Here is a 19088-nt window from a genome sequence, read left to right on the forward strand (position 1 = left end):
TGTCCGTGGCCTACCCTGACCGGTTTAATAAGTATTTATAAACAATGCTCACACACAAACAACTTGACACACTCTGGCCGCACTCATGACCAGCCATGCCACGGGTCTCCCATTTTCGGGCACCCCGGCGCCTCATCCCACCCCTGGCATCGTCACCGCTCAAGATGCCAGCGATCAGCCCACCTCGGAAGCTCCGGAACCCGGCATCGCCGCCGGGGATCCTGCGCAGCCTGAGCCCGCCAGCCCGGCTGCGCCGTCGGACTCCACCGAAACAGACACCACAGAAGAAGGCGCGACCGAAGAAGGCGCCGCAACAACAGAGAGCAACGAAGAAACCACCCCGGCACCGGATGCCGATCCGAACGCTGCGGGCGCAACCGATGCCACCACCCCGCTGGACCGGGCGCAGAAGAGCTGGCGCGAACAGCTCGGAATTCTGGAACAGCCGGAAGGCACCCCGCGGGATGGTTCGGCCAGCCTGCTCGCTGCGCCGCCGAGCCGCTTCGCGCCGCGCAATGTGCGGCCTACCGGTATGCACCAGTGCACCGGCCGTGGTTTTTATTCCATGAGCTCGGGCAAGGGCGAAATCAACTTCCTTTATGTGAATGCGAATGGCACTCTGGGCTCGGAGCTCGTGGGTCGCGTGGAATGGAAGAAGGATACCGGTGCTGGCCGCAACCTCGGCTACGACGGCCTGGCCATCGCCGCGGACGGCTCCATGTGGCATACCGAGCTGCAAGGTTCCACTCAGCCCGGAACGAACCCGACTACGTGGATTAGCCATGGGCGTATATCCAATACGGGGGATACGGGTTACCAAAACCTTGAGCGCTACCAGATCATCAACCCGCAAATGCCGATCAAGGGTGGCACGATGTCCCCGGACGGTAAGTATGTCCTGATTGGTGATGTGGCGAAAGCGGGTCCCAATTACGAGTCCAAGCGCAAGCTCATGGTGTTCGACCCGGCGAATCGGCGCCTGGTCACTCTTGGTTATGTGAGCGCTAGTAGCCTGTCCTCGACAGTTTTTTCTGACATGATTTTCGATAAGGACGGCAATCTTTATCTTCTCGCGGGTTCTGCGGAGGGGCGTCTCAATAACCGGGGGCGCGATTTTTCCGGCCTGACCCAGATGCGTATTGACCGCATTGACGCCAATGCCTTCCAGAAGGCTTATGAGAAGGCCGTTGCTGCTGGCCAGTACGCGACCGCGAATAATGCCCGCAACCCGCAGATCAACCTCAACACAATCCGCAATAAGAATTTCCCGGAGTTGCCGGCCCAGCTCGTCCGGTCCTTCCATATGAACGTCATGATGTTTGAGCCCGGTGGGCTAGCGGCCGGGCCCAACGGTTCGTTCTACATCTCAGGGATTTATAGCGGCCAGAACCCGGGTGCCTCCGACGGGCGGGGTGGTTTCGCGCGCAGTGCCATTTATGAGGTTGACATCGTTACTGGTGAAGTGAAGAACCATGGTCTCCCGGTCTTCAAGACGCCTGATGGTGCGGATGATGATCTGTACAACGGACAGTGGTCCGATCAAAAAATTGTTGACCTGGAAGGCTGCGCGGATCTTGCTACGATTACCGCCGCGAAAGACATCACCAAGCGTCTGAATGACCGCGACCAGTTCACGGTGAGTGTCGAGGAAAAGGATCCGGGCAAGAATCCCGACGGCAGTGACCGGGACGGTATTTTCTCTCAATCTATGACGACGAAGGGCGAAACCACTGGTCTCCAAAAGGCTACGTCTACGTTGTTGCGAGGACCGGGGCGCGTGTATGTGCTCAAGGAGAAAATGGCGAATGGGTCGGCATCGTCCCTCAGCGACTACAACAAAGAGTGGAGCTGCACGGACAAGAATGGGAAATCGGTTCCTGTAAGTAACCAGAGGGAAGCCAACGGCGAATTCACGGCTGAGGTAAAAGGACCCAAAGTGAGTGGTAACCTGGCGTGTTCGGTGACGAATAGCCCCAAGGTGACCTCCTTGACCATCGAGAAGCAGGATGGGGATGATGGCGATCCGCTGGCCGGAGCTGTTTTCGACCTGTGCGAGGACACAAATGGCAACGGACGCTGCGATGCCGGTGAGCCGCGCCAGGGCGAGCGCACCACCGGTGCGAATGGCCAGGCCAGCTGGGATGATCTGCGGGTCGGAACGCGCTACGTGGTGGATGAAAAGTCCGCGCCGCGCGGGTATAGGCCCGCTGGCGCGCCGCAGGTAGTAACGACGGCGCAGCAGAATCCTGTGGTCACCATTAAGAATCCTCGCGTGCGTGGCACCATCGTCTGGGAGAAAAAGGAAACCGGATCCGAGAAGTTCCTCAAGGGATCCGTCTGGACGGTGCGTGATCAACATGGGCAGCCTGTCGAGGTAAGCGATTGCGTGGGGGAGAGCGCGCAGGCGTGCCCGGCTACCCAGCTCTGGCAGGATCAGGATCCGCGCCCGGGCAAGCTGCGCTTGGAAAACGTTCCCTGGGGTACCTACACCCTGGAAGAAAAGACCGCGCCGCTGGGCTACGTGAAGACCACCGAGGTGAAAACCGTGGAGGTGGGCGCCACCACGGTCACGAATGATCGTAACGAGCCCGTGGAACTGAATCTTGGCGCGATTTATAACAAGCTTCGTGAGGCACCGCCGCTCCCACTCACCGGTGGGTGGAGTGATAGCGCGTTCCGCACGGCAGGTTTCGCGGTGCTCGGGGGAGCTGTGCTCCTGGTGAGCATCGTGATGATCAGACGGCGAAACCGGGGGTGAGCGTGGAATAAAGGCTCAACCACTGAGAACTATCTGCGCGGGTAACACCGCGTAGTTACCGCCGCCCTTCGGGCAAATATAACCACACAACTAATTGAAGCAATATGTGCTGCAATCACGGAGAGGACTACCATGCAGCTGAAGAAATCTATCCGCGCGGTGCTCGCCGCCCTGATCACCGCCCTCCTCGGCGCGGCCGGTCTGGTGCTCGCACCCGGGGCCCACGCTGTTCCGGCCGCCGAAGATACGCTTGGCAATCCGGATCTTAATAAGGCCGGTTCTATCACGGTCCACAAGTACGAAAATCCTGCCTGGAACAAGGAAAATAACGGACAGCCCATCGCTGATGTGCCGCCGACCGCTAAGTCCATGGACGGCGTGGAGTTCATTCTCCAGAAGGTAACCGGCGTCGATCTCACGAAGCCTGAAGACTGGCAGAAGATTTCCCAGCTTCAGTACAACGAGAACACTAAGAAGGTCACCTACAACGGTGCAGACGTTGCGGTTGAGACCAATGAAACGAAGAAGACCACCGCTGACGGTGGCGTCGCTGCGTTCACCGGTCTCAAGGCTGGTGTATACCTCGTTCGCGAAGGTAGCACCGGTCCTCACAAGGTGATCAAGAAGGCCCAGCCTTTCTTCGTCTCGATCCCCTTCCCCTCGAAGGTGAACAACAAGGCTGAATGGCTCTACGACGTTCACGCTTACCCGAAGAACACCGTGTCTGATGACGGCTCCAAGACCCTGAAGGACGAAGCTGCCAAGAAGGTCGGCGACGATGTCAAGTGGGAAATCAAGTACGAAGTGCCGGCCCTCGGTGTGAACGCTCAGGGCGTTCAGGAAACCTACACCAAGGTTGGCATCGAAGATCTTCTGGATCCGCACCTGAAGTACGTGAGCGCCAAGGTTACCCTCGGTACCGAAACCCTCACCGAGAACACTGACTACACTGTTACCCTTGATCCGGCGGTCAAGGCTGATGATGATGTCGCTGATCGTCAGAAAGTAACCATCCAGCTCAGTGCCGAACGCCTCGCCACGGTTCAGGCGGGCCAGGAATTCAAGGTGGAACTCACCACCAAGATCACCGGGCTTCCCGAGGGTGGCGAAATCCCCAACTCCTTCGGTCCTCTTGTCAATGAATACAACCCGGGTACTAACACGACCACGAGCGACCGTCCCGTCAAGGTCGGTGACCTCCTCGTCCTCAAGCGTGACAAGGACAACCAGAAGCCGCTGAAGGATGCGGAATTCGCGGTTTACGCGACGAATGACGATGCTACTAAGGGTCAGAATGCCGTTGCGACTGCAACGTCTGATGCAAATGGCGAGATCCGTTTCGTCGGCCTCGTCCTGGGCAATGCTGACCAGAAGACCTTCTACCTCAAGGAAACCAAGGCTCCGGCCGGTTACGTGATCAGCACCGAGGTGAAGGAAGTTAACGTCAAGAAGGGTAAGTCGACTCAGGTCGAATACACCATCGACAACACCAAACATGACGGCCCGAACCTGCCGCTGACCGGTGCTGCCGGCCAGCTCATGCTCACCCTGGGTGGCCTCGCGCTGCTGGGTGCTGCTGGTGGCTTGACCGTCGCTCAGGTTCGCCGCAACCGCGCGGTGAACGCCTAAGCACAGAACTGACCGCGTAACCTACGCGGCCTACCGAACGGGTGGGGAGGTGCCATCTGGTACCTCCCCACCCGGGTCTGTATCTCATGAAGAAAAACCTGCTGCTGCCCTACCTCATCGGGCTCCTCGTTATCCTCGGCCTCACCCTACTGGTGTACCCGCATGCCGCCGCCTGGCTCTCCCAATACGAGCAATCCAAAATCACCGGCGCGTACTCCGATCAAATCGCCACCGCCCAGCCCGATAAAGAAACCCAGCTTGCCGCTGCGCACGCCTATAACGAAGCATTCAACGCCGGCGCAATCCTGGAAGCCAACGAACGTAAAGCCACCGGCACCGGCGACACCACCGCCGCGGACGGCATCTGGCCTTACGAAAAAATTCTTGCCGCGGATTCTGACGGCCTCATGGCTCGGCTCCGCATCCCGAATATTGACGTTGATCTACCCGTCTACCACGGCACCTCAGATGAGGTCCTCAACCGCGCGGCCGGCCACCTGGAAGGCACCTCGCTGCCGGTAGGCGGGCCGAGCACCCGCGCTGTCATCACCGCGCACCGCGGCCTTGCCAACGCCCGCATGTTCACCGACCTCAATAAGGTCAATGTGGGGGATACCTTCACCATCGAAGTATTCGGGGACGTACTCACCTATCGCGTCCGGGATACTAAAGTGGTGGCCCCGGAGGACACCGATACCCTGCGGGTAGAAGAAGGAAAAGACCTCGTCACCCTGGTGACCTGCACCCCGCTCGGCATCAACTCCCATCGCATTCTGGTCACGGGGGAGCGCATTATCCCCACCCCGGTAGCAGACGTGAAAGCAGCGAATAAGCCCTCGGATCTGCCGCGCTTCCCGTGGTTCGCCGTTGCTTACGGCGTGGCTGTGTTGGGCACCATCGGGGTGCTCGGGCGCATGACGTGGAAAGAACGCCGCCGCGCTAAGAACAACGCCGCGAGTCCGGAAGCATAACGCCTGCGGCACAGCAAACGGGAGGGGTACCACTCAGCACCCCTCCCGTTCAGCTAAGCCAGTTCCTCTTCATCGCGCAGAAACTCATCCCGCCCGATGGTGAAACGCCGCTTGCTCACCGGCGCGGGCGGGGAAGGAAGCGCAATCGCGTCAAGATAAAAATCATTGACCCGCACCAGTAGCTGGAGCCGGCCCTGTTCCACCAGGTAGAAAGCACGCGGATGGGGCCCGTCCAACCAGCCGCGGTACACATCCAGATCCAGCACACTCAGCACAAAGAAGCCGGCTGCCTTCAACCGGTAGTGACTCGGCCGCGCCTCCAAGTACCAAATCCGGGCATCCGGGAAAAGCTCACGCACCTGATCATCCGCATCGCGCCGCTCAGCCGCCGCGAGCTCGGATTTATGCCGCTCCGGATCAGCCACCAGCTTGCTGTGCACATTCTGGGTAGCCCGGCGCAGCACCACCGTGCCACATTCGTCCATAGGCGTTTCCGGATTACGCATCGAGGGCCGCTTCGCCATCACGCACCTTTCTTTCCAGGCTTCGTGGCGGCGCCAGCATTCGTGGAAGCTACATCGCCCCCGCCAGCGCCATTGCCCACGGTAGCCATATTACGCGCGGCCTGAGTATCAGCTGCCGGAACGGCAGCTGCGGCGTCGTCGCCCTCACTAGGGCAGGGCGCGGGCAGGCTCCATTGCAGCGGAATCGCCCCGCGGCTGCGATCCGGATGCTGAATCACATCGAGGAGTCCCAAGATGGTGGGGGTGAGAGCCGTCGTGCCTGTGTACGCAAGATAGCGGGACTGCCAGCGCGGTTTGAACTTTTCCTTGTAGGAACGCAAGCCCTTGAAATTGTAGAGGCGGTCGCCGAAATCGTAGATCACGCGCACCACCTTTTCGCGCGCCCGCGAGAAACGCGTGGTGCCCGTATTAGACATGGGCGCCATCCCCAGGTTCACGTGGGTGTAGCCGTTTTCTTTCGCCCATTCAATCAGCGAAACGAAAATGCCGTCCATGGTGCCGCCCGGGGCGTCGGGGCGAATACGCATGAGGTCCACGGACGCAACCCCCGGCGCCATCGGCATGAGGCTCGCGAAACCTTCGATACGTTCCTCCCCGCGCACCAGCAACACCGGGGTGCGGCCAATATAGGACGCATCAAAGAAACCGAGGGAGAAGCCCATTTCGGAACGTTTGCCCAGCCAAGCATCCGAAACCTCGCGCAGTTCCTCGATGAAGTCGGGAGTGTAGGGCGGGAAATGCACCTCGAAATGCGTGCCTTTTTCGCCCATGCGGTTGCGCATGCGCCGGAACACCTTGCCTTTATTACCCACATTGGAGTAGGTGGCCAGGTCCACGGTGGCATCCTCCCCGATTTTCACGAAGGAGAAACCGATATTCGCGCAGGCACCCAGGTAAATATCCGCGATCTCGTAAATCGCCACCGAACAGCCGTGCTCATCGGCGTAGGTCACGAATTCTTCGAAAAGTTCCTCGAAGGAGGCTTCGTCCCCGAAGGGATCGCCGAGCACCAGCATGGAGGAACGGTAGGGGCGGTAGAGCAGCGCCGCGCGCCCGTTCGAAGAATAAAAGACCTGCTTATCGCCCAGGTAGAAAAGATGCGTGAAGGCGTTGCCGGCATTGTGCTCGCTCATGAACGTTTCGAAACGATGCACGTCATCCGGGGTGGGCAGCTCAAAATGCGGGGCGCGCGAACGCGAGAAAAGCAACGCGAGGGAAATAAGGGAAACGAAGCAGATCATGCTCACCCCGGTGAGCAGCGCGTGGGCAGTGGGGTACACGTGCGCCTGCGGAGCCCCGTGAATCCAGCGCCAGGCGAAAATCCCGAGCGGGATCCCCACCGCGATGACCGCGGAAAAAGCGAAAGAACGCCATTCAAAGGGGAGCGGGTCACGGTTGAAAGCCCCGCGCGCCAGGTAGAGCAAAATCGCGAAAAGAATAATGACGATAATTGCGCCGGTATCTAGCCCGCGCGCCACGGATGCCACCGCAGCCACGCCCAGCAGAATCAAAATAATCGGGAAAATGCGGCTCACCCGCTGGCGCACCCCGCGCGCCAGAATCAGCAGCATAATCCCCACCAGCAGCGAAACGATACGCGAGGAGCGAATCATTTCGTGGGGGAGGAACACATGCAGCAGCGCCACCCGCGCATAAAAGGAAGGCGCGAAAGCATTGACGATAGAGAAAATCCCCAGAATCACCACGCCGGTGGAAAGCGCGTTAATGAGCCAACGTTCGCGCTTATCGCGATCCTCCAAGCCCAGGCGAGGGTAGGCGTATTCGGCCAGCCAGTACACGGTGGCGGCCAGCCACGGCAGCGCGTAGTAGGTGACGCGGTACACGATAATCGCGAGCACCAGGGTCGACGAATCAAAACCGAGGTGCTGGAAGAACACAATAACGGTGAGATCGAAAGTCCCCAGGCCCGCCGGGATAAAGCTGAGCAGGCCCACCAGGGTGGCGGTGGCGTACACAAATACCGCCTGCACGAAAGAAACCTCACCCAGGAAGGTGCGCACGCAAATCCAGAAGAACACCGCCGCGGCCAGCCAATCCGCCACGGAAGCAACAAGCATCTGGAGTTTCTGCCGGAAATTCTGGGTGCCGATAGCGGTGGTGCGCAGGTCAATCTTCCAGAAATGCACCTTGCCAGCCAGGAAATACACCGGGATATACAGGCAGGCCACCACGGGTACCACCAGGAAACGCCCGTCGTAGCGGAAGGCGAAGGGGAGGGTGGCGAGCAGCATGGCGAACAGCCCGAGGAGGTTCGCGGCCCATACCGCCACGCTCGCGTCCACGGCGGCTTTCGTGGAGGCCCCGGCCCGCTTGTAGTAGCGCGAGCGAATCGCCCCGCCGGTCAGCCCGCCCAGCCCCGCGAAATTATTGAAAGCCTGGGCGATCCACCCGATTTTCGCGGCCGTGCCCACCGGGATCTCCACCCCGAAATGCCGGGAGGCGAAGATGTCATAAATACCGGTGGCGGTAAAAGTCAGAAAACCGAGGGCCACCAGCTCCACGAGGATAATCGGAGGTGTCGAGCTGAGCACTTTCGCCATCTGTTCACCGCTCAGCTCCTTGAGCTGGCTGTGAGCCACGGCCGCCACACCGGCGATCACCAGCACGTAGAAAGCGATTTTGAAGGGGCGGGGGTGGGAGCGGATGAAGGCGACAAGTCGCGACACCGGGGAACCTTTCTTCGACGACGACGCCCCGGCCCGCGTGCTCACTTTCGCGGCGCTGACCGGCCCGGGGGCATCCTGAACCGTACTCATTATGCCCTTAAGCCAGGCATTCGTGCCGGCCGCGCCGGGGCGGTTCGGGTGCGCAAATCCTGTGACAACTGTGCAAATTGGTGGGAGTTGTGATGTATGTCTTAACCGACACGCGGCGATTTCGCAGAAAATTCTCACTTTGGCGCCAGTTTCCGCTACATTTTTGCTTAGTGGTTCTTATGAGCCATGTACCTGAACAGATATCGAGAGGTATTTTCATGTCCGTTAACCGCACAGAGCTCATCGCAGCTATCGCCGACCGTTCCGGCCTGTCCAAGTCCGATGCCGATAAGGCGATCGCCGCGCTCCAGGAAGTGCTCGTCGATTCGCTTTCCAAGGGCGAAGCCGTGAAGATCACCGGCCTGCTCTCCGTGGAGCGCACCGAGCGCGCCGCCCGCAAGGGCCGCAACCCCCGCACCGGTGAAGAAATCGAGATTCCCGCCGGTTTCGGCGTGAAGATCTCGGCTGGATCCAACCTCAAGAAGGCTGTGTCCAACAAGTAGCCTGAGTTGCTTGTGAGTATCGCCTCCTCGGTTTTTCCGGGGAGGCGATTCTTGTGTGCGGGCGTGTTGAGGTACGACGGCGCTGCCGGGCTCCGGGGACTGTCGCTTCCCACGTGCGGTGCCTGGTGCGGCTTTCTGGCGGCGGCTTCCCCACACCGGCGCGGGCCGTACAATAGAGCCCATGAGTACTTCCCTTCCCGATCCTTTAGGAACTCCGGGCGCGCCATCGGCCCCGGCCGGCCCGGCCACGGAATCTCAGCAATCCGTCGGGGTGCTGGAACGCACCGAAGAACGCCTTTCCCACGGTGATGAGGAGCGTTTTTCCCATTACGTGCGTAAGGACCGCCTTATGGCTTCCGCCGTGTACGGCCAGCCGGTGGTGGCGCTGTGCGGGAAGATTTGGATTCCTTCGCGCAACCCGGATCGCTACCCGGTGTGCCCCACCTGCAAGGAAATCCGCAAACAGATGGGCAACCAAGGCTCCGGATGGCCCTTCGGGCCGGACGTGCCGGGAAGTGGCAAGTGAGTCTGCACCGCTCGATTCCCGCTTCCACCCCGCATACCCCTTCCGTTTCTGCCGCTTCGAATCTCCCTCCGGCTTTCCCGGCCCGCGCGGCCTGGGGAACCACTTCGAGTCTGCGCTCCTGGCAGGCCGAAGCGCTGCGCCTCTACCTGGAGCGCATGCCCCGGGATTTCCTCGCGGTAGCTACCCCCGGTGCGGGTAAAACTACCTTCGCGCTGCGCGTCGCCGTCGAAATGCTGGCGCGCCACGAGGCGCGCACCATCACGGTGGTCTGCCCTACCGAACATCTGAAAACACAGTGGGCGCAGGCCGCGGCCCGCGTGGGTATTCAGCTGGATGCCGATTTCACGAACGCCCAGCGCACCGAAGGTTCCTTCTTCAACGGGGTGTGCGTGACCTATGCCCAGGTGGCCGCTAACCCGGCCCTGCATCGCGAACGCACCAGTGCCCGCCCCACCTTCGTGATTCTGGACGAGATTCACCACGGCGGGGATGCTCTCTCCTGGGGGGATGGCATCCGCGAGGCTTTCACCCCGGCCACTCGCCGCCTGGCCCTCACCGGCACGCCCTTCCGCTCGGATACCTCACCCATTCCTTTCGTGACCTACGAACCGGACGGCTACGGGAACCTGCGCTCCAAAGCCGATTACACCTACGGCTACGCCCAGGCGCTGCGCGACGGGGTGGTTCGGCCGGTTATTTTCCTGTCCTATTCCGGGCAGGTGCGCTGGCAAACCAAGCAGGGGGATGTGGTGGCGGCAACCCTGGGCGAGCCACTCACCAAAGATATGACGGCGCAGGCGTGGCGCACCGCCCTCAACCCGGGCGGGGAGTGGATCCCGGAGGTCCTTTCCGCCGCGAACGAACGCCTCACGGTGGTGCGCCGCTCGCTACCTGATTCGGGTGGGCTGGTGATTGCTTCGAACCAGAAGGATGCCCGCGCGTACGCGCAGATCCTCACCGAGATCACCGGGGAAGCACCCACCGTGGTGCTCTCCGATGATGCCGGCGCGAACGAAAAAATCGCGACCTTCGCGGATTCGGATTCGCGGTGGATGGTGGCGGTGCGGATGGTATCCGAAGGGGTGGACGTGCCGCGCCTGGCGGTGGGGGTCTATGCCACCTCTGCTTCCACGCCGCTCTATTTCGCGCAGGCGATCGGGCGTTTCGTGCGGGCCCGGCGGCGCGGGGAAACCGCCACCGTGTTTTTGCCGTCCGTGCCGGTGCTCCTGGAGCTGGCCGCCCAGATGGAAAAAGAACGCGACCACGCCATTTCGAAACAGGCGGAGGTGGCCGGTTGGGATGATGACCTGTTGGAGGCCGCCAACCGGGAAGACAAGGCCAGTGAGGAACTGGAGGGCCCGGGCTACGAAGCCCTGGAATCGGGGGCGCTTTTCGATAGGGCGCTCTTCGACGGCGGTGAATTCGGGCTCGGGGCGGCTGTCGGTTCGGAAGAAGAAGCTGATTTCCTAGGGATTCCCGGGCTGCTGGAGCCCGAAGAAGTGACGACGCTGCTGCGCGCCCACCAGGCCGAACAGGCGAAAAAGGCCCGCACCCAGCGCCCGGCCCCGGGCACCGATGAGCTCACCCGCCGGCGTACCGCCCGCAAGGAACTCACCCAGCTGGTGGCGGCCTGGGCGAAGAAAACCGGGGATCCGCACGCCCTTATTCACACCGAGCTGCGCCGGGCCTGCGGGGGCCCAGAAGTGGCGCGGGCGAGTGCCGACCAGATCGAAGCGCGCGTGAAAACACTGCGGCGCTGGTTCGTGGGCCAGCGCTAAGCGCTTGGGCCGCGGCGAACCAGCGCCGGTAGGCGCGTGCCGCTTGGTTACGCGCCGCCTGCTTGGTTACGCGCGGGCGACCGCACGCTTCGCACTGCCGCCTGCCTCTGCGGCCAGTGCAACTAGCCGCAGCGAGCAAGAAGGCGATCGGGAATTAAGCCGCGGCGTCGTCGCCCGGGAAAATATCCACCATGCGGGTGGGGATCGCGGGTTCCCCGGCGGAGAGGCGCCAGCCGTCGTAGGGGAGGGCGTCGCGCGAGGTGTCGTGGCGCAGGCGGGCGGCGGAGAGGACTTCCGTGCCGCAGTAGCGTTCGTCGATGGTGCCGGCTTTCACCAGGTGGACCTGGAGCGGGCGGGCGCCCTGTTTCTCCAGGTAGGCCAGGCCCTCGGTGAAACTCGAGGCGCTCACCACGAGCTCCTCGGTGGCGTGCCCGCCGCTTTCCAAGCGCCCGGCAACCTTGAGCCCGCCCACCGACGCCTTATTCTCCGAAGCCTTGGCGACCTCCTCGGGGCGGCCATCCGCGCCTTCGCGCTGGACCAGCTTGTAGACCATTTGCGCGGTGGGAACCCCCGAGCCGGTGACCAGGCGGGTGCCCACCCCGTAGCCGTCCACCGGGGCGGAATTGAGGGACGCGATCGCGTACTCATCAAGATCCGAGGTGACGGTGATCTTCGTGGAGGTGGCACCCAGGCGATCCAGCTGCTCACGTACCTTGAAGGCGGTGGCGATCAAATCACCCGAATCGATACGCACCGCGCCGATTTCACCGCCGGCCGCGCGCCCGGCCGCCACCGCGTTCTCCACGCCCTGCGCGATATTGTAGGTATCCACCAGCAGCGTGGTGCCGGTGCCCATGGCCGCGATCTGAGTATCAAAAGCCTCGCGTTCCGAATCGTGGACCAGGGTGAAGGAATGCGCCGAGGTGCCCGAAACCGGAATCCCGTACTGGCGCCCGGCCTCCAGATCCGAGGTGCCCACGAAACCGGCGATGTAGGCCGCGCGCGCCGCGGAAACCGCGCTGCGTTCGTGGGTGCGGCGCGCCCCGAAGTCCACGCAGGGCCGCCCGTGCGCGGCAATCGTCATGCGCGAGGCGGCCGTAGCCACCGCCGAGTCATAATTGAAAATAGAGAGCGCGAGGGTTTCCAGCACGCAGCACTCCGCGAAGGTGCCCACCGCGGTGAGAATGGGGGAACCGGGGAAGTACATTTCACCTTCCGCGTAACCCCAAATATCGCCGGAGAAACGGAAGGTGCGCAGCCACTCCAGGGTGGAATCGGAAACGATCTTATTGGCGCGCAGGTACTCAATTTCTTCTTCCCCGAAGCGGAAATTCTTCAGGGCGTCGAGGAGGCGGCCCGTGCCGGCCACCACCCCGTAGCGGCGCCCGCCCGGGAGCCGGCGCGCAAAAATCTCAAAAACGGCCCGTCGTTGGGCCTTTCCCGACTGCATGGCCGCATCCACCATGGTCAGCTCGTACATATCAGTGAGCAAAGCAGTTGAAACACTCATATGCCCGAGTCTACCCGCGCCCGCCTGAGCTGGCCGGGGATGATGGGCCGCGCCGCTGGGAGCTGGCCGAGGATGATTCGCCGCGCCGGCAGAAGCTACCCGAGGATGATTCCCCGCGCCGATAAGCGCTTGGCACTAGGATGGAGATATGAGCGCGCACACATCTCCTGAAGATTTAGGGGCCAGTAGCCCGGCAAGCCGCACCGAAAGCCTCACGCTTTTCGAAGCGGTCGCCGGCCCGGCCCGCGCCTGGCGCACCGTTGTGCACGATGATCCGATCAACCTCATGCGCTATGTGCAGTGGGTGTTCCAATCCTACTTTGGCCATTCGGCCGACCGCGCCCTCACCCTCATGTTAGAGGTCCATACCCGCGGGCGCGCCGTCGTATCAACCGGACCTCGCGAGCAGATGGAAACAGACGCCCGGGCCATGCACACCTACGGACTGCTCGCCACCATCGAAGAAGAACCGGAAGGTGGGAGATAATATGCTGCCCTTCCGCCCCGCCCGCGGCGGCTACCGTGCCAGCGTTGATGCGACCGAACGGCAACTTTTTGCGGGACTTGCGCGCGACGTCGCAACTCTGCTCGGCTACAACCTGGACGAAGAAATGCAAGAAAGCGGCGCGGACGTAACCGGGCCGGGCGCCGCGCACGCACCTGGCGCCGCACACGCACCTGGCGCCCGCGGTAACAGCGCACGCGGAGTGGAAGAATCCAGCGATGTGCTCGCCTCCTACGAGCGCGAATTAGCCGACCTGGAGAGTACACGCTGCTACACCCCGGCGAACAATATGGATACCGCCCTTGCCCGGCTCCTGCCTGATATGTCCGAGGAACCCGAGCTCGCTGACGAATTGCGCGCCCTTACCGAATCCGCCGTCTGCCACACAAAAATCTGCAACCTGCTGGTGTTCTACACGTCGCTGGCGAGCGAGGCTGTATGGGTGAGTAATGAAGATGCCGGCGCTTGGCTGGCCGGCGCGAATGATATTCGCATCGTGCTCGGCACCCGCCGCGATATCACCACCGCGGCGGAATCTGAGGCCGTGACCTCCCGCGCGCTCGACATTATGGAATCCGAGCGCCCCCAAATCGATACCACCGATGACATGATCGGCGTGCTCTACGTGATTATTGCGTGGTGGCAAGATTCACTCATCACTGCCATTCAGAACAAGGACCTGCGGCGGTAACTTGACAGTATGGATTCCCGTCCCATTGGTATTTTTGATTCCGGCGTAGGTGGCCTCACGGTCGCGCGCGCCATTATTGACCAGCTCCCCGGCGAATCCATCACCTATATCGGGGATACCGCGCACTGCCCCTACGGCACTAAATCCATTCCCGAGGTACGCGCCTACGCCATGGACATTATGGAGAAACTGGTGGGCTCCGGCGTGAAGATGCTGGTCATCGCCTGCAATTCCGCCACCTCCGCCGCGCTCGCGGATGCTCGGCAGCGTTTCGCCACGGAGATGGGAATTCCGGTGCTGGAAGTGATTCGCCCGGCGGTGCGCCGCGCGGTGCGGGCCACCCGGAACGGGAAAATCGGGGTGATTGCCACCCCGGCCACCATCGAATCAGGGGCCTACCAGGATGCTTTTACGGCCGCGCCGAATTTGGAACTGACCACCCGGGCCTGCCCGCAGTTCGTGGAGCTGGTGGAACAGGGGCAGACGGCCGGAGCGCAGGTGCAGGCGGTTGCCGAACACTACCTCGCTCCGGTGCGGGCGGCCGGGGTGGATACTCTGGTGCTGGGCTGCACCCACTACCCGCTGCTCGCCGGCGTGATCTCCTACACCATGGGGGAGGACGTGACCATCGTGTCCTCCGCGGATGAAACCGCCCGCGATGTCTACCGCGAACTAGCCACCCGCGATATGTTTGCCGGCCCGGGAACCCCCCGGCGCCGCTTCTACGCCACCGGCGACCCGGTGAGTTTCGGGCACCTCGCCCGCAGATTCCTCGGTCCGGAAGTAGGAACCGTGCTATCTACGGAGGAACTCTCGGCATGAGACTGACGATCATTGGATGCTCCGGCTCGATGTCCGGGCCGGAATCACCCGCCTCGGCCTACCTGGTGCAGGCGGAGGGAATCGACGCGAACGGTGCCCCGCGCACCTACACCTTCACGCTCGATTTCGGCCCCGGCGCCATGGGCCATCTGCTGCGCTATACCGACCCGGCGCTCCTGGACGCCATGGTGATTTCTCACCTCCACGCCGACCACTGCGCCGACCTCATCGGGATGCAGGTCTACCGCCGCTGGCATCCGTCCGGCCCGCTGCCCCGGGTGGCGGTGTACAGTCCTGGGGATGCGCGGCGGCGTGCCCGCCAACTGGGCGACGACGGCCCGGAAGAAACCTACGACGACGTTTTCGACTTCCGCCAGGTCCGCTCCGGGGATACCTTCCGCATTGGTCCGATGACCATCCAGGCTTTCCCCGCCCTCCACACCGTGGAAACTTTCGCCTACCGGATCACCGGCCCCTCGGATCTGCGCCCCGGGGAGAACGTGGTGCTCACGTTCACGGGGGATACGGATATGTGCGACGGCGTCGTCGCCGCGGCGCGCGGCGCCGATCTGCTCCTCTCCGAATGTGCTTATGAGGATGGGCGGGATACCGTGCGCGGCATCCACCTCACCGGTTCGCGGGCCGGGGCGCTGGCCGCGCAGGCCGGAGCCCATGAGATGCTCCTCACCCACCTCCAGCCGTGGACGGATCGGGAATCTGTGCGGGCCGCGGCGCGGGAAGAATACGAGGGTCGGGTGGCCTGCGTGCGGGCCGGGGAAGCCTTCCGGATCTAAGCGGGCTTGGCGGGGCTCCGCGGGCACGGGCCTGGTTCCGAGACTCCGGGGCCGGGTACCGGCAGACCGAGCGGGCTACCCGGATTTTTCCTGTCGTAACGGCGCGGTAGCCTTAAGGCATGACTGAAAAGAACTCCAGCGCCACGCGAGCGGACGGGCGCGCCGTAGATGAGATGCGCCCTGTCACGATTGACCGCCACTATTTTGAGACCGGGGAAGGCAGTGTGCTGGTGCGCTTCGGGCGCACCACCGTGCTCTGTGTTGCTTCCTTTGAAGAAGGGGTGCCGCGCTGGCGCAAAGGCAGCGGAGAAGGCTGGGTGACCGCCGAATACTCCATGCTTCCGCGCGCCACTTCGGATCGTTCCCCGCGCGAATCCGTGCGCGGAAAAATCGGGGGCCGCACCCATGAGATTTCGCGGTTGATTGGCCGCAGCCTGCGCGCGGCCGTTGATATGAAGGCCCTGGGGGAGAACACCATCACCCTGGATTGCGATGTGTTGCAGGCCGACGGCGGAACTCGCACCGCGGCCATTACCGGCGCTTTTGTGGCCCTGGCTGATGCCATCTCCTGGGCTCGGGCACGTAAGTTGGTGCGCCGCCCGGTCCTCACCACCTCGGTTTCCGCGGTTTCGGTGGGCATCATTGATGGCCAGCCGCGGCTCGATCTTCCGTATGAAGAGGATGTGCGCGCTGATACCGATATGAATATCGTGGCGCTGGGCAGCGGGGATTACGTGGAGGTTCAGGGAACCGCGGAGCATCATCCCTTCAACCGCGCTGATCTTGGGGCTCTCCTTGACCTGGCTGATAAGGGCACCCGTGAGCTTCGTGAACTCCAGCATCGGGTGCTCTTCGAGGGGGAGAATCCGGTACGTAGCGATGTGTTTACCGGCGGTGACCAGTGGAAGTAGCGCAGCCGCGGCGCGTCGTCGTCGCTACCGGAAATGCCCATAAAGTCACGGAACTTCGCAATATTCTGGCGCCCTGGTTGCAGGAAATTGAGCTCGTCTCCGGCGCGGAGTTTGCGGTTCCTGAACCGGTGGAGGATGGCACCACCTTTGCGCAAAATGCGTTGATCAAAGCGCGGGCCTACGCGCGGGCTACCGGCCTTCCGGCTATCGCCGATGATTCGGGCCTGTGCGTGGATATTTTAGGAGGGGCGCCCGGGATTTTTTCGGCGCGCTGGAGCGGTCACCACGGGGACGACGCCGCGAACCGCCAGCTCCTTCTCGCCCAGCTCGCGGATGTGGGCCCGGCGAACCGGGGCGCTCATTTCCATTGCGCGGCCGCGTTGGTAACCCCGGAGGGCCGTGAGGAAGTACGCGAAGGCGAAATGCCGGGCAGCCTCCTCACCGCCGAGCGCGGCAGCGGGGGCTTCGGCTATGACCCCATCTTCGCGCCGGCAGGTTACAGCCGGTCCAATGCGGAACTGAGCCCGGAAGAAAAGGATGCTATCTCCCACCGCGGCAAGGCCTTTGCCCAGCTGGCACCGGTGCTCGTGCAGGTGCTAGCCGAGCGAGGTTAGCAGCGGCCAATATAGCCGAGGGCGGCGCGCAGGAGGGCGGCGTGCCCATCGGACATTTCCGCCTGTAGCTCCGCGGTGCGCGCCTCCCCGGGTGTGAACCAGGTGAATTCCAGCGAGTCATTTCCCGGATCGCAATCCCCGTGAATGGGGATGATATAAGCCAGGTCTACCCGGTGCTGGCGCGCATCGTAATACCCGGCCTCCGGTTCGGGAGTGGGGAAGTATTCGGTGACCGTGAAGGGCGCCAGGTACGGCGGCAGTTGAGGAAGTGCCACCGAACCGAGGTCTTTATCGATATGCCGGATAAGCGCGGCGCGCACCGGTTCGTGGAAGAGCACCCGCCCCGAGGGGAACTCCCGCAAAAACCCCTCAGAATCGGCACGCAGCAGCATCCCGATAGCGATCACCCGCCCGGTTTCATCCAGACGAACCGGCACAATATCCACATACACCATCGGGACCTTATGCCGGACAAATTCGAGTTCCTCGGGGCTGAGCCACGGACCCATATCAGCTGCGTCGACTTCACTCATGTTCTTAATTTTGCCGGGCTTCGCCCCCGCGTGGACCACTCCACGCTACCCGCGAAACATCTGCATTTTCGCGTAGAGCGCCGGCGCGGGCGGGGTGCGGCGCGTCATGCGGAAGCTAGACTGAGTGGCATGCGCCAAGCTCGATACCTCAACTACCTTGCCCTCGCCATTCTTACGCTGGGCGTGGTCACCCTCGCTGTGGGCTGGTATATCGCCATCAGCGGGAATGCCCTCCCGCAATACGGAGTGATTCTTGCGCTCGGAACGGTTGGAGCGGTGGCGTGCGGGCTCGGGTACTGGAGCGAACGCCCGTGGATATTCGGGGCCGGCGCGGTTTTTATGCTGTGGTTCGCGCCCACGCCCCTGGGCCTGTGGCCCCTCGGGATTGGTATCGCCATGCTTATCGTGTGGGCCGTGCTTATTGTGAAGGAAAATAATGTTAAATTCTGGTGATCGTGCCCCGGATTTCACTTTGGACAGCACCGCGGGAACTTTCCGTCTTTCTGAACATATGAACGACGGCGCCCGCGGAGTCATCGTGTACTTCTACCCGAAAGCCAATACCCCAGGGTGTACTACCGAGGCCTGCGATTTCCGCGATAACCTCAATTCCCTGCGCTCGGCTGGCTATGCCGTGGTGGGAGTTTCCCCGGATTCGCTCACTTCGCTGGAGAAATTCCGGGAGAAGCAAGGCCTCAACTTTGTGCTCGCCTCCGATCCGGATCACGCCGTGGCAAGCGAATGGGGCGCCTGGGGAGAAAAGCAAAACTGGGGTAAAACGGTTACCGGAATGCGCCGCTCTACCGTGGTGGTCAATCCGGACGGCACCGTGGCAGCGGCTTTCTACAATGTGAAAGCTACCGGGCATGTGGCGCGACTGCGCCGCGATCTCGGTATCGACGAATAATCGGGAGAGGTGAAGGGGCCGGAACGCTGGCTCCGGCTTTCTGATCTTCCGGTTGCTTTCCGAATTTTCTCACACCGGGAAATCCGCTAGGATAGACCGGTACGCGCGCGTGGCGGAACTGGTAGACGCGCTGGATTTAGGTTCCAGTGCCTTTGGGCGTAAGGGTTCGAGTCCCTTCGTGCGCACTCTTGTTATCTCATCACTACATCATGGCCAATAAAAACTCGCATCCCTGTTTTATTTGTGTTCGCAGATATTGGGTTAATAGACAAAAAGTGGGTCTAATGACGGCGTGTCGTTAGCTCCCGATCCGGCCTTTACGGATGTTCAGACCG

General features: G+C 62.2%; 19 protein-coding genes and 1 tRNA gene. 16 read left to right on the plus strand and 4 right to left on the minus strand.

The window, feature by feature from the left end; all coding sequences use genetic code 11:
- Window positions 1-85 precede the first annotated feature (85 nt).
- The 3 genes from ACRQHG_RS09180 to ACRQHG_RS09190 all read left to right on the plus strand — a co-directional run bounded on the left by ACRQHG_RS09180 (window position 86) and on the right by ACRQHG_RS09190 (window position 5358).
- Window positions 86-2758, plus strand: coding sequence for an MSCRAMM family protein (locus ACRQHG_RS09180; protein ID WP_435720010.1), 2673 nt, complete (start codon window positions 86-88; stop codon window positions 2756-2758).
- A gap of 132 nt (window positions 2759-2890) precedes the next feature.
- Window positions 2891-4387, plus strand: a complete 1497-nt coding sequence (locus tag ACRQHG_RS09185) for a SpaH/EbpB family LPXTG-anchored major pilin (RefSeq protein WP_435713669.1) — start codon at window positions 2891-2893, stop codon at window positions 4385-4387.
- Between the two features lie 86 nt (window positions 4388-4473).
- A complete protein-coding gene (locus ACRQHG_RS09190; RefSeq protein WP_435713668.1) occupies window positions 4474-5358 on the plus strand; it encodes a class C sortase in 885 nt (294 codons plus the stop codon).
- Between the two features lie 53 nt (window positions 5359-5411).
- On the opposite strand, the gene ACRQHG_RS09195 is transcribed toward ACRQHG_RS09190, so the two are convergent.
- Together ACRQHG_RS09195 and mprF are read right to left on the minus strand one after the other, a co-directional pair.
- Window positions 5412-5882: a hypothetical protein gene (locus ACRQHG_RS09195; RefSeq protein ID WP_435713667.1), complete on the minus strand. Its 471-nt coding sequence runs from the start codon at window positions 5880-5882 to the stop codon at window positions 5412-5414.
- Window positions 5882-8659, minus strand: a complete 2778-nt coding sequence (mprF, locus tag ACRQHG_RS09200) for a bifunctional lysylphosphatidylglycerol flippase/synthetase MprF (protein WP_435720011.1) — start codon at window positions 8657-8659, stop codon at window positions 5882-5884. The genes ACRQHG_RS09195 and mprF overlap by 1 nt, the downstream gene beginning before the upstream one ends.
- A gap of 218 nt (window positions 8660-8877) precedes the next feature.
- Here mprF and ACRQHG_RS09205 point away from each other — a divergent pair, with 218 nt between their 5' ends.
- The 3 genes from ACRQHG_RS09205 (at window position 8878) to ACRQHG_RS09215 (ending at window position 11466) form a co-directional block, all read left to right on the plus strand.
- A complete protein-coding gene (locus ACRQHG_RS09205) occupies window positions 8878-9162 on the plus strand; it encodes an HU family DNA-binding protein (protein WP_026429495.1) in 285 nt (94 codons plus the stop codon).
- 181 nt (window positions 9163-9343) lie between these two features.
- A complete protein-coding gene (locus ACRQHG_RS09210; protein WP_026429494.1) occupies window positions 9344-9688 on the plus strand; it encodes a DUF3039 domain-containing protein in 345 nt (114 codons plus the stop codon).
- On the plus strand, window positions 9649-11466 hold the full coding sequence (locus ACRQHG_RS09215; protein WP_435713665.1) for a DEAD/DEAH box helicase: 1818 nt from the start codon (window positions 9649-9651) through the stop codon (window positions 11464-11466). Before ACRQHG_RS09210 ends, ACRQHG_RS09215 begins: the two co-directional genes overlap by 40 nt.
- A 154-nt stretch (window positions 11467-11620) precedes the next feature.
- On the opposite strand, the gene ACRQHG_RS09220 is transcribed toward ACRQHG_RS09215, so the two are convergent.
- A complete protein-coding gene (locus ACRQHG_RS09220; protein ID WP_435713664.1) occupies window positions 11621-12976 on the minus strand; it encodes a nicotinate phosphoribosyltransferase in 1356 nt (451 codons plus the stop codon).
- Here ACRQHG_RS09220 and ACRQHG_RS09225 point away from each other — a divergent pair.
- The 7 genes from ACRQHG_RS09225 to rdgB all read left to right on the plus strand — a co-directional run bounded on the left by ACRQHG_RS09225 (window position 12964) and on the right by rdgB (window position 17313).
- Window positions 12964-13101, plus strand: a complete 138-nt coding sequence (locus tag ACRQHG_RS09225; RefSeq protein ID WP_435713663.1) for a hypothetical protein — start codon at window positions 12964-12966, stop codon at window positions 13099-13101. The two genes, ACRQHG_RS09220 and ACRQHG_RS09225, sit on opposite strands and share 13 nt — an antisense overlap.
- A 23-nt stretch (window positions 13102-13124) precedes the next feature.
- The gene (gene clpS / locus ACRQHG_RS09230) at window positions 13125-13463 is read left to right on the plus strand and encodes an ATP-dependent Clp protease adapter ClpS (protein ID WP_435713662.1); all 339 of its coding nucleotides are present in this window, start codon (window positions 13125-13127) and stop codon (window positions 13461-13463) included.
- The gene (locus ACRQHG_RS09235) at window positions 13453-14172 is read left to right on the plus strand and encodes a DUF2017 family protein (protein WP_435713661.1); all 720 of its coding nucleotides are present in this window, start codon (window positions 13453-13455) and stop codon (window positions 14170-14172) included. The genes clpS and ACRQHG_RS09235 overlap by 11 nt, the downstream gene beginning before the upstream one ends.
- Window positions 14173-14181: 9 nt before the next feature.
- Window positions 14182-14994 carry a glutamate racemase gene (gene murI, locus ACRQHG_RS09240; protein WP_435713660.1) on the plus strand — a complete coding sequence of 271 codons (813 nt, stop codon included), beginning with the start codon at window positions 14182-14184 and terminating at the stop codon, window positions 14992-14994.
- Complete coding sequence (locus ACRQHG_RS09245) at window positions 14991-15788, plus strand: MBL fold metallo-hydrolase (RefSeq protein ID WP_435713659.1); 798 nt, start codon at window positions 14991-14993, stop codon at window positions 15786-15788. The genes murI and ACRQHG_RS09245 overlap by 4 nt, the downstream gene beginning before the upstream one ends.
- Window positions 15789-15907: 119 nt before the next feature.
- Entirely contained in the window at window positions 15908-16699 is a 792-nt protein-coding gene (rph, locus tag ACRQHG_RS09250; protein WP_284903449.1) for a ribonuclease PH, read from the plus strand.
- The gene (gene rdgB, locus ACRQHG_RS09255) at window positions 16690-17313 is read left to right on the plus strand and encodes an RdgB/HAM1 family non-canonical purine NTP pyrophosphatase (protein ID WP_435713658.1); all 624 of its coding nucleotides are present in this window, start codon (window positions 16690-16692) and stop codon (window positions 17311-17313) included. The genes rph and rdgB overlap by 10 nt, the downstream gene beginning before the upstream one ends.
- Here rdgB and ACRQHG_RS09260 read toward each other — a convergent pair.
- Complete coding sequence (locus ACRQHG_RS09260) at window positions 17310-17846, minus strand: DUF4916 domain-containing protein (RefSeq protein WP_435720012.1); 537 nt, start codon at window positions 17844-17846, stop codon at window positions 17310-17312. The genes rdgB and ACRQHG_RS09260 overlap by 4 nt on opposite strands.
- Before the next feature lie 129 nt (window positions 17847-17975).
- On the opposite strand from ACRQHG_RS09260, the gene ACRQHG_RS09265 reads away from it, so the two are divergent.
- The 3 genes from ACRQHG_RS09265 (at window position 17976) to ACRQHG_RS09275 (ending at window position 18938) form a co-directional block, all read left to right on the plus strand.
- Complete coding sequence (locus ACRQHG_RS09265) at window positions 17976-18299, plus strand: hypothetical protein (protein WP_435713657.1); 324 nt, start codon at window positions 17976-17978, stop codon at window positions 18297-18299.
- The gene (gene bcp, locus ACRQHG_RS09270; protein WP_435713656.1) at window positions 18283-18753 is read left to right on the plus strand and encodes a thioredoxin-dependent thiol peroxidase; all 471 of its coding nucleotides are present in this window, start codon (window positions 18283-18285) and stop codon (window positions 18751-18753) included. Before ACRQHG_RS09265 ends, bcp begins: the two co-directional genes overlap by 17 nt.
- A 103-nt stretch (window positions 18754-18856) precedes the next feature.
- Window positions 18857-18938: transfer RNA gene (locus ACRQHG_RS09275), tRNA-Leu, on the plus strand.
- Window positions 18939-19088: the final 150 nt, after the last annotated feature.

The organism is Actinotignum vesiculae, from assembly GCF_051267215.1.
GTDB lineage: Bacteria > Actinomycetota > Actinomycetes > Actinomycetales > Actinomycetaceae > Actinotignum > Actinotignum schaalii.

Excerpts from the sequence above, each read along its gene's own strand:
- ACRQHG_RS09180 (WP_435720010.1), top strand. The coding sequence starts at position 86 with ATGACCAGCCATGCCACGGGTCTCCCATTTTCGGGCACCCCGGCGCCT.
- ACRQHG_RS09185 (WP_435713669.1), top strand. The coding sequence starts at position 2,891 with ATGCAGCTGAAGAAATCTATCCGCGCGGTGCTCGCCGCCCTGATCACC.
- ACRQHG_RS09190 (WP_435713668.1), top strand. The coding sequence starts at position 4,474 with ATGAAGAAAAACCTGCTGCTGCCCTACCTCATCGGGCTCCTCGTTATC.
- ACRQHG_RS09195 (WP_435713667.1), bottom strand. The coding sequence starts at position 5,882 with ATGGCGAAGCGGCCCTCGATGCGTAATCCGGAAACGCCTATGGACGAA.
- mprF (WP_435720011.1), bottom strand. The coding sequence starts at position 8,659 with ATGAGTACGGTTCAGGATGCCCCCGGGCCGGTCAGCGCCGCGAAAGTG.
- ACRQHG_RS09205 (WP_026429495.1), top strand. The coding sequence starts at position 8,878 with ATGTCCGTTAACCGCACAGAGCTCATCGCAGCTATCGCCGACCGTTCC.
- ACRQHG_RS09210 (WP_026429494.1), top strand. The coding sequence starts at position 9,344 with ATGAGTACTTCCCTTCCCGATCCTTTAGGAACTCCGGGCGCGCCATCG.
- ACRQHG_RS09215 (WP_435713665.1), top strand. The coding sequence starts at position 9,649 with ATGGCCCTTCGGGCCGGACGTGCCGGGAAGTGGCAAGTGAGTCTGCAC.
- ACRQHG_RS09220 (WP_435713664.1), bottom strand. The coding sequence starts at position 12,976 with ATGAGTGTTTCAACTGCTTTGCTCACTGATATGTACGAGCTGACCATG.
- clpS (WP_435713662.1), top strand. The coding sequence starts at position 13,125 with ATGAGCGCGCACACATCTCCTGAAGATTTAGGGGCCAGTAGCCCGGCA.
- murI (WP_435713660.1), top strand. The coding sequence starts at position 14,182 with ATGGATTCCCGTCCCATTGGTATTTTTGATTCCGGCGTAGGTGGCCTC.
- ACRQHG_RS09245 (WP_435713659.1), top strand. The coding sequence starts at position 14,991 with ATGAGACTGACGATCATTGGATGCTCCGGCTCGATGTCCGGGCCGGAA.
- rph (WP_284903449.1), top strand. The coding sequence starts at position 15,908 with ATGACTGAAAAGAACTCCAGCGCCACGCGAGCGGACGGGCGCGCCGTA.
- ACRQHG_RS09260 (WP_435720012.1), bottom strand. The coding sequence starts at position 17,846 with ATGAGTGAAGTCGACGCAGCTGATATGGGTCCGTGGCTCAGCCCCGAG.
- ACRQHG_RS09265 (WP_435713657.1), top strand. The coding sequence starts at position 17,976 with ATGCGCCAAGCTCGATACCTCAACTACCTTGCCCTCGCCATTCTTACG.
- bcp (WP_435713656.1), top strand. The coding sequence starts at position 18,283 with ATGTTAAATTCTGGTGATCGTGCCCCGGATTTCACTTTGGACAGCACC.